At 34.7% G+C, this 9,118-nt stretch carries 9 protein-coding genes; 5 read left to right on the forward strand and 4 right to left on the reverse strand.

What is annotated here, in order from left to right; genetic code table 11:
• Window positions 1-321: 321 nt before the first annotated feature.
• Window positions 322-1,686, reverse strand: coding sequence for a saccharopine dehydrogenase family protein (locus AB8B65_RS08675; RefSeq protein WP_405300532.1), 1,365 nt, complete (start codon window positions 1,684-1,686; stop codon window positions 322-324).
• Window positions 1,687-1,776: 90 nt separating this feature from the next.
• Between AB8B65_RS08675 and AB8B65_RS08680 the strand changes: the two genes are divergently transcribed.
• Both AB8B65_RS08680 and pckA read left to right on the forward strand, forming a co-directional pair.
• Window positions 1,777-2,175: a DUF423 domain-containing protein gene (locus AB8B65_RS08680; RefSeq protein ID WP_405300534.1), complete on the forward strand. Its 399-nt coding sequence runs from the start codon at window positions 1,777-1,779 to the stop codon at window positions 2,173-2,175.
• Between the two features lie 128 nt (window positions 2,176-2,303).
• Window positions 2,304-3,920, forward strand: a complete 1,617-nt coding sequence (gene pckA, locus AB8B65_RS08685) for a phosphoenolpyruvate carboxykinase (ATP) (protein ID WP_405300535.1) — start codon at window positions 2,304-2,306, stop codon at window positions 3,918-3,920.
• A 113-nt stretch (window positions 3,921-4,033) separates the two neighbouring features.
• Here the strand turns inward: pckA and AB8B65_RS08690 are convergent, their stop codons facing one another.
• On the reverse strand, window positions 4,034-4,780 hold the full coding sequence (locus tag AB8B65_RS08690; protein ID WP_405300536.1) for a uroporphyrinogen-III synthase: 747 nt from the start codon (window positions 4,778-4,780) through the stop codon (window positions 4,034-4,036).
• 24 nt (window positions 4,781-4,804) lie between these two features.
• Window positions 4,805-5,464, reverse strand: coding sequence for a DUF4271 domain-containing protein (locus tag AB8B65_RS08695; RefSeq protein WP_405300537.1), 660 nt, complete (start codon window positions 5,462-5,464; stop codon window positions 4,805-4,807).
• Window positions 5,465-5,761: 297 nt separating this feature from the next.
• Here AB8B65_RS08695 and AB8B65_RS08700 point away from each other — a divergent pair, with 297 nt between their 5' ends.
• From AB8B65_RS08700 to AB8B65_RS08710, 3 genes are read left to right on the forward strand one after another with little or no spacing between them, the layout of a single operon-like run.
• Complete coding sequence (locus AB8B65_RS08700) at window positions 5,762-6,499, forward strand: polyprenol monophosphomannose synthase (RefSeq protein WP_405300538.1); 738 nt, start codon at window positions 5,762-5,764, stop codon at window positions 6,497-6,499.
• Complete coding sequence (locus AB8B65_RS08705) at window positions 6,492-7,826, forward strand: dihydroorotase (RefSeq protein ID WP_405300540.1); 1,335 nt, start codon at window positions 6,492-6,494, stop codon at window positions 7,824-7,826. The genes AB8B65_RS08700 and AB8B65_RS08705 overlap by 8 nt, the downstream gene beginning before the upstream one ends.
• Window positions 7,826-8,296, forward strand: coding sequence for a DUF4296 domain-containing protein (locus tag AB8B65_RS08710; RefSeq protein ID WP_405300541.1), 471 nt, complete (start codon window positions 7,826-7,828; stop codon window positions 8,294-8,296). Before AB8B65_RS08705 ends, AB8B65_RS08710 begins: the two co-directional genes overlap by 1 nt.
• 3 nt (window positions 8,297-8,299) lie before the next feature.
• On the opposite strand, the gene AB8B65_RS08715 is transcribed toward AB8B65_RS08710, so the two are convergent.
• Window positions 8,300-9,118, reverse strand: an 819-nt coding sequence (locus AB8B65_RS08715) for an NAD-dependent epimerase/dehydratase family protein (RefSeq protein ID WP_405300543.1), incomplete at its 5' end; no start/stop codon positions are given.

Consider the following 9,118-nt stretch of genomic DNA (forward strand, 5'->3'; position numbering starts at 1 on the left):
ATAGAGGTTTGAAATTATGAGTTTTCAATAGATCAATAAAACGTCACTTCGAGTGATTTTCGACAGAAAATTGTATCGAGAAGTACTATAAAACGTCATTGCGAGAAGTGTACGCCGAAGCAATCTGTTTCTTAACAAACAGATTGCCACACGTTTTTCAAACCTTCGCAATGACGTTTCGTAGAGATCAGATTTTTATATAATCAACAATCGTACACCGTCAATCAATAACGTCACTTCGAGTGAATTTGTGAAACAAATTAGTATCGAGAAGTACTAGGAAACGATTAGTTAGTAAGCAACTTGATCAACAACTAAAACCTAAAGAACATGACGATCATACCCAAAATAAGGAACTTCTTCTTCCTTAAAAATAACTCCGTAATCTTCTAATTCCTTTAAAATAGGCGTGTATACTTCTTTGGTAATTGGCAATTGTACGCCAGGCGTGTTAATCTCGCCATTCAATATCTTCAAAGCAGCAATTGCCACAGGTAAACCAACCGTTTTTGCCATGGCAGTATACGTTTGATCTTCACCTAAAATCACCATTTTAGAATCAATTTGATACTTTTTACCAGCTTTCTCATACCCAAACTTGTGGTACATGACAATCATATCTTTATCTTCAGGTGCAAGTGTCCAGCTATCCATCAATATCTTTTGCAGAATTTGTGCTGGAGTCGCATTCTCTAAACCTACTTTTTTCTTCGGATTAAAAATATCTAACTCCAATAACTTTTCCCAAAGTGTATCATCTTGATCGATCTTTAAATTATGACGCATTTTCAACTCTACAGAATCTGTTGGACTGTAAGGTAAAAACGAGTTTACAAAATCGCGGTAACTCATTTCGGCAGAGTTTTCAATGGTATAGCTGTCGTCTGTCATTCCTAAAATGATAAACATTTGCCAAGCTCTTGAAAATCCGACTCTTCTAATCGTTCCGCGGTATAAAGTCAAAATATCATCCAAACCGTATACACTTCTGTACTTTAGTGAATCGCGATTGGCATACGCTTCAAACTTTCCATATCCTTCTACGCTCAAAAATTCCGTTCTACGGAAAAGTCTATTATATGGAATATACTTATACGTTCCTTCTTGAATAAACTTTGCGGTTCCGCCTTGTCCAGCCAATACTACATTTCTAGGATTCCAAGTAAACTTATAATTCCATAAATTGGTATCACTTTCTGGAGCGACCAATCCGCCAGTAAACGATTCAAACAAAATTATTTTTCCATTAGTATCGCGAATACGATCAATCACTTCCATGGCGCTCATATGATCAATTCCTGGATCTACACCAATTTCATTCATAAATACCAAGCCTTTTTCTTTAACGGCTTCGTCAAGTGCTTGCATTTCTTTACTAATGTAAGAAGCAGTTACCATGTTTTTTTCAAAATGCACACAATCTTTTGCGACTTCAATATGGAAGCGTGCAGGTAACATCGAAATGACAATAGCTGCTTTTTCAATGGCTGCTTTTCTGCTTTCTGCATTAAAAACATCTAACAAAATAGCAGATGCATTTTCATGATCTCCAACTAGTTTTTGGGCGTTTTTAATGTTGATATCTCCAACAGTTATATGTAAATTTTCAGTATGACTTTTATCTAAAAAATATTTAATGAGGTATGAAGCAGATTTTCCTGCGCCAATAATTAAAATGTTTCGCATAAGTGGGTTTTGTTGCGTAATTTTGTAAAAAAACAAATATAACACGAATGTAGCAAAATGTTACATTTATAAAAATAACTTCGCAATTTTATGAGAAAAAAAATATTGATTACAGGTGCAATTCTAGGTTGTTTGGCAGTTATTTTAGGTGCTTTTGCAGCGCATGGACTCAAAAAAGTATTGAGTGCAGACCAAATTCATTCGTTTGAAACGGGCGTGCGTTACCAAATATATCATGCTTTTTTATTGTTAATTGTTGGAATTTCGGGACTTATTTCACCTAAAATGCAACGATTAATATATGTTTTTGTTTTATGGGGAATTTTACTGTTTTCAGGTTCTATTTACCTGTTGGCAACCAAAGATGTAACTTCTATAGATATTACGTCCGTTGGGTTTATTACACCTATTGGCGGCGGATTATTAATCATTGGATGGTTGCTTTTAATCGTGAACTTTTTTAGGTTGAAAACGGATAAAACGGTTTAAAAATGCAGTATTTTTAAAAAAGAGCGCAGTTTTTTTAATTAAAGTGGATTAAATCGCTTTAAAATGTGGAATCTATAAAAATATTTATACTTTTGCTCCGTACAAAAACACAACTAGAGTTAAAAGTTATGACGAATAACACCTTCTCAACGAAAACGATTTCGTTAAATCAATACGGAATCAAAAACGCGAAAGCACACTACCAACTTTCCTCTGATCAACTTCACGAAGAAACGATACAAAAAGGGCAAGGAACTGAAACTTCTTTAGGAGCTATTACTGTGAATACAGGAGAGTTTACTGGAAGATCGCCTAAAGATCGATTTATCGTGAAAGATAGTGTGACAGAAGATAAAATTTGGTGGGGCGACATTAATATTCCATTTGAACCAGCTGCTTTCGATGCATTGTATGACAAAGTGGTTGATTATTTATCAGAAAAAGAAATATACGTACGAGATGCGTATGCTTGTGCTGATGAAAATTACAAACTGAATATTCGTGTCGTAAACGAGTATCCTTGGAGTAATATGTTTGCTCAAAACATGTTTTTACGTCCAACAGAGGCAGAATTAGATGGTTTTGAAGAAGAATGGCTTATTGTAAATGCGCCAGGCTTTATGGCTGATCCAGCAGTTGATGGAACACGCCAACATAATTTTGCTATTTTGAACTTTGAAAAGAAAATTGCATTGATTGGTGGAACAGGTTACACTGGTGAAATCAAAAAAGGAATTTTTTCTGCATTGAACTTTATTTTGCCAGTATTTAAAAACACCTTGCCAATGCACTGTAGTGCGAATGTTGGAAAAGACGATGATACTGCTATTTTCTTTGGACTTTCAGGAACAGGAAAGACAACTTTATCAGCTGATCCAGAACGCAAGTTAATTGGTGATGACGAACACGGTTGGACAAATGAAAATACAGTCTTCAATTTTGAAGGTGGTTGCTATGCTAAAGTAATCGATTTAAGTGAAGAAAAAGAACCAGACATTTACCGCGCAATCAAAAAAGGAGCAATTCTTGAAAATGTTATTCTCGATGCGAATGGAAATGTAGATTTTAAAGATACTTCTATCACACAAAATACACGTGTGAGCTATCCTATTCATCACATAAACAATATAAAAGTACCATCTATAGGGAAAAATCCTAAAAACATATTTTTCTTAACGGCGGATGCTTTTGGCGTATTGCCTCCTATCTCAAAATTAACACCTAGCCAAGCAGCATATCACTTTATTTCTGGATATACTGCTAAAGTTGCTGGTACTGAAGCTGGAGTAACAGAGCCTGTACCAAGTTTCTCAGCATGTTTTGGAGCGCCTTTTATGCCATTGCATCCAACAAAGTATGCAGAAATGCTCAGTAAGAAAATGAAAGAAGCAGGTGTAAATGTCTGGCTTGTGAACACTGGATGGTCTGGTGGTCAATATGGCGTAGGGAAAAGAATGGCTTTAAAATATACCAGAGCAATGATTGCTGCTGTTTTAGGCGGTGCTTTAGGAAACTATACGTATGAAGATTATCATATACATTCTGTTTTTGGAGTAGCACAACCAAGAAGTTGTCCTGGTGTGCCAGATTCTATATTGAGTCCAAGAACAACATGGAATGATGACCAAAAGTATTATGAAACAGCATTTAAACTGTCAAATGCATTTAGAGAAAACTTCAAAAAGTTTGAATCGTATGCTAGCGAAGAAATAAGAAGAGGTGGTCCACAACGTTATGGATTTTAACCTGAGTTCTTTCTTAGCAAGCTAAAAATTTACAATACATAACCAACCCAAAAACAAAAAAGCGTATATCTGTAATGGATATACGCTTTTTTAATATGATATATAAAAAATAATTATTTCTTATTTACTTCGTCAATATATTTTGCTAGTGCCATTGTCATAGATGGAGTTTCTGGCGTTGGCGCTTTAATATCAACTCTTAAACCTGCTTCTGTTGTTGCCTTAATTGTTGTGTTTCCAAAAACAGCAATACGTGTGTCATTTTGCTCAAAGTCTGGGAAATTAGCTAATAATGATTTAATTCCAGATGGACTAAAGAACACTAAAATGTCATAATACACATTACGCAAATCTGATAAGTCGCTCACTACAGTTTTGTAAAAAACGCCGCGTTCCCAAGTTACTTTCAAAGAATCTAAGGTAGTTGGTACAATTGCTTTCAATGCATCAGAAGATGGCAATAAGAACGATTCGTCTTTGTACTTTTTAATAAGTGGCGTCAATTCTTGAAAAGTACGCTTACCAACATAAATTTTACGTTTTCTGTATACTACATACTTCTGTAAATAGTAAGCTACAGCTTCAGACTGACAAAAATATTTCATAGAATCAGGCACTTTGAAGCGCATTTCTTCTGCTACTCTAAAAAAGTGATCTACTGCATTTCTACTTGTTAAAATGATAGCTGTGAACTTTGTCAAATCTATCTTTTGGTGACGTACATCTCTAGCACTTACACCTTCAACGTGTATGAACGGCCTAAAATCGATTTTCACCTTTTGCTTATCAATAAGCCTCGAGTATGGTGAGTTCTCAATTTTTGGTTCCGGTTGAGAAACTAAAATGGTTTTTACTTTCATAAACCTTGTATTTTATTTGTCGCGTTATTCAATTAATAATTTATAGATAACTAAATAAGGGGCAATTTCAAGTGCGCAAAGATACAAAATAAAATAAAACAACTTACTGATTATCAATTTTTGATAATTCTTTACTAGAAGAAATAATACAATGAGATTATAAGATAGAAATATGATAATTACTGAGAAAAATACAATGTTATGCTGATAATCATAGTATACTAGCATTAAGTTGATGGGAATCAAGAGCAAGCCAAATAAGTTTCTAGCGTTGATTTTGTGAAAATTATAGGCGTTTATGTACGTTTCAATATCTAAAATAACCGCCATAATTTTTTCAATAATGTATCTAATCACAATAAAAAACACCATAAAAGAGATGATTTTGACAAATAAAAATGGCGCATCTATCAAGTAAGGACGGAAAAAAGTAACAGCAATATATCCAAAAATGGAAAAGGAAATGACTTGTATACAGAACAATAGCGTTGTAAACCCGTTAATAATGTCTTCCTGTTTCGATTCTACTTGGTTTTGATATTTATTCGAAAAAAGAAATACTAAAAATAAAGAGAACTTTTTTTGAAACACAAAACGCGTCACGACAAGCAAACACAAGGTTATAACAAATAACAACGTGAGCCAATCTTTTGAAATAATCGTTCTTTCTACAGTAGATAACATTCGGTAAAATTAACAAGTATGTTAAATAATACATAAAAATTTAGGACAAAATAATATAGTGAGTCACAAAACTTATAATTTGTTTACTTTTGTTATGTCAAGTAAGCTTTAAAATAATTGATGTAAAATTTGAATTATAGTTTCTTTAGATGAAATAGAAAATATAAGCATAACCTTAGTTACGGTTCTGTTTTGTGTTTAAAATGCATGTGCTGAGCGGAGTCGAAGCGTAAAGGAAATAGAAACAAATTTATCGGTTGTTTTAAAGTTTATTTGGTATTATCTTAATTTTAGAAAATGTCAGACGCAATTGTAGTCATACCTACGTATAATGAAATTGATAACATTGAATCCATTATTGAAGCAGTTTTTGCTCAAGAAAAGGAATTCCATGTGTTGATTGTAGACGACAATTCTCCTGACGGAACGCACAAAAAAGTCCAAGAACTTCAAAAAAAATATCCCAACAAGCTATTTTTAGAAGTACGAGAAGCTAAAACTGGTTTGGGAACTGCCTATATTCATGGTTTTCGATGGGTATTGGAGCGCGATTACGAATATATTTTTGAGATGGATGCTGATTTTTCACACAATCCCGCAGATTTAGTTCGTTTGCTTGCCGCTTGTCAAGAAGAAGGCGCCGATGTTGCTATTGGTTCGCGTTATGTAAAAGGTGTGAATGTAGTAAATTGGCCAATGAATCGTGTACTAATGTCGTATTTTGCTTCAAAATATGTGCGCTTTATCACAGGAATTTCTATTCACGATACCACGGCAGGATTTATTTGTTACCACAGAAAAGTGCTAGAAACTATCGGTTTAGACAATATTAAATTCGTAGGATATGCGTTTCAAATAGAACTCAAATTCAAAGCATGGAAACTCGGTTTCAAAATCAAAGAAGTTTCCGTTATTTTTACCGATAGAACCAAAGGACAATCTAAAATGGACAGTTCTATATTTTCGGAAGCTGTTTTCGGAATTATAAAAATGAAAGTCAGAAGTATGTTTACCAAAACCAAACGCAATGCATAAAATACTACTCAAAAACGCACAAATAGTAAGTGAATCTGCCGTGCAAATGGCAGATATTTTAATTGAAGGCGAACGAATTGCAAAGATCGGAACACATCTTTCCGATGAAGCTGATGAAGTGATTGATATTGCGGGAAAGCATGTTTTTCCTGGTATCATTGACGATCAAGTGCATTTTAGAGAACCTGGACTTACACACAAAGCCAATATTGGAACGGAATCAAGAGCTGCCATTGCTGGCGGAATTACCTCTTTTGTGGAAATGCCAAATACAAATCCGCAAACGACTACTATTGAAAAGTTAAATGATAAGTTAAACATTGCCAAAGAAACTTCGTTTGCTAACTATTCGTTTATGTTTGGCGGAACGAATGATAATTTAGACGAAATCTTAAAAGTAGATACAACGCAAGTTGCTGGATTAAAATTATTTTTAGGTTCGTCTACAGGAAATATGTTGGTGGATGATGCAGCAGTGTTAGAAAAAATATTTTCAAGTACCGATATGATTATTTCTGTACATTGTGAAGATGAAGGAACAATCCGAAAGAATTTAGCAGAATACAAAGAGAAATACGGAGACGATATTCCAATCGAATATCATCCGATCATACGAAGTGAAGAAGCGTGTTACATTTCGTCTTCAAGAGCTATTGAATTGGCAAAGAAAACAGGCGCGCGTTTACATGTTTTTCACTTGTCAACAGGAAAAGAAACACACTTATTTGACAATTCAACTCCGTTAGAAGAAAAGAAAATTACTGCCGAAGTCTGTATTCATCACTTATGGTTTTCGGATGAAAATTACAAAGAAAAAGGAACGCATATCAAGTGGAATCCTGCGGTAAAAACTGCAAATGATAGAGATCAATTGTGGGAAGCTTTATTGGATGACCGAATTGACGTTATTGCAACCGATCATGCGCCACACACATTAGAAGAAAAAAGCAATCCCTATACAAAAGCGCCTTCTGGCGGACCGTTGGTACAACATGCATTAAACGCTATGATTCAAGCGCACAAGCAAGGGAAAATCTCTTTGGAAAAAATAGTGCAAAAAATGTGTCACAATCCAGCGCGATTGTTTCAAGTAAAAGATAGAGGTTTTATCAAAGAAGGTTTTTATGCAGATTTGGTTGTGGTCGATTTAGAAAAATCATACACCGTTACCAGAGACAATGTATTGTACAAATGTGGTTGGTCTCCGTTTGAAGGTGTCACGCTAGATAGTACGGTAACGCACACATTTTTAAATGGAAATTTAGCGTATAAAGAAGGAACATTCTCTGAAAAACGTCATGGAAAACAATTAGAATTTAACAGGTAATGAACAAATATATAACACTCATACTCATCGTATTACTAACACTTGTTTCTTGTAAAGAAGAAGCGATATCGAAGCCAGATAATTTACTTTCCAAAGAAAAAATGGCGGAAATTTTATATGATGTAACGATAGTGAATTCTATAAAAGGCGTTAATAAAAAGAAGCTTGAAGAAGGACACACGCATTTAGATTCGTATTTGTATAAAAAACACAATACAGATAGTTTACAGTTTTTAACGAGCAACAATTATTACGCTGCAAATCCTGCAATGTATGGTGAAATATACGAAATAGTACAAGCAAGATTGACCAAAGAACGCAAAGAAGTTGGAATAGCATTAGAAGCCGAACAAAAACACAGAGATTCTATTCAAGATGCTAAAAAACTCGCGCGTACCAAGAAAAAGAAAGATTCTCTAGAAAAAAAGAAGGAAAAACCTAAGTTTGGAGATGCATCGAATGATGGATAATAATTAATTTTCTTTTTTATACCGCGCACTCACACGTGCAATCGTTTCTTCCATTGGAGTAAACGTAAAATTCAATTTCTCTTGCACCTTGCTGCTATTATAAAATAGTTGCGACTGAATCGATTTTGCCGTCAAACGCGTCAATCTGCGGTGTTTTCCTGTAAAAAATTGTCGCCACCAATCCATTCGCCAAGCAATTCCCATTAAAAAGGAACTCGCTTCTTTTTGCGGAGGTTTTACACCGAGCGCTTTTGCAGTGGTTTTGGAAAACTTTTCTACGGTCCAATTTTCAGCAACAAGCACAAACCGTTCATTTTTAATATCGCTATTCATCAGTTGAATCATTACAGAAACAACATCAACAACATCTACATAACTTAACATTCCTTTGGTGTAGTATTTTAGTCCTTTATCAATTTGTCTAAACAACGAACCGCTTCCGCCACCGCGCCAAAATCCAGCGCCCAAAATAATACCAGGATTTACAATGACCATGTCTAAATCTTCTTGCGATCCGCGCCAAACTTCCATTTCAGAACCATATTTTGAAATAGCATACACACTATTATCAGCTTCTGCATTCCAATGGGTTTCTTCGGTAATAGCAACACTTGGATCTGTATTTTCTCCAATAGCAGCAATAGAACTGACGAAACAGAATTTTTTCACGCCGTACGCAATGGATAAATTCACCATATTGGCAGTTCCTTCAATATTTACTTTCCGTAGTTTTTCAAACAATTTCGGATCAAACGTAATCAACGCGGCAATATGATATACATGCGTAACATCGGGAAATACCTTTTCCAACGAAGGAACATC

Source organism: Kordia sp. (assembly GCF_045105435.1).
GTDB lineage: Bacteria > Bacteroidota > Bacteroidia > Flavobacteriales > Flavobacteriaceae > Kordia.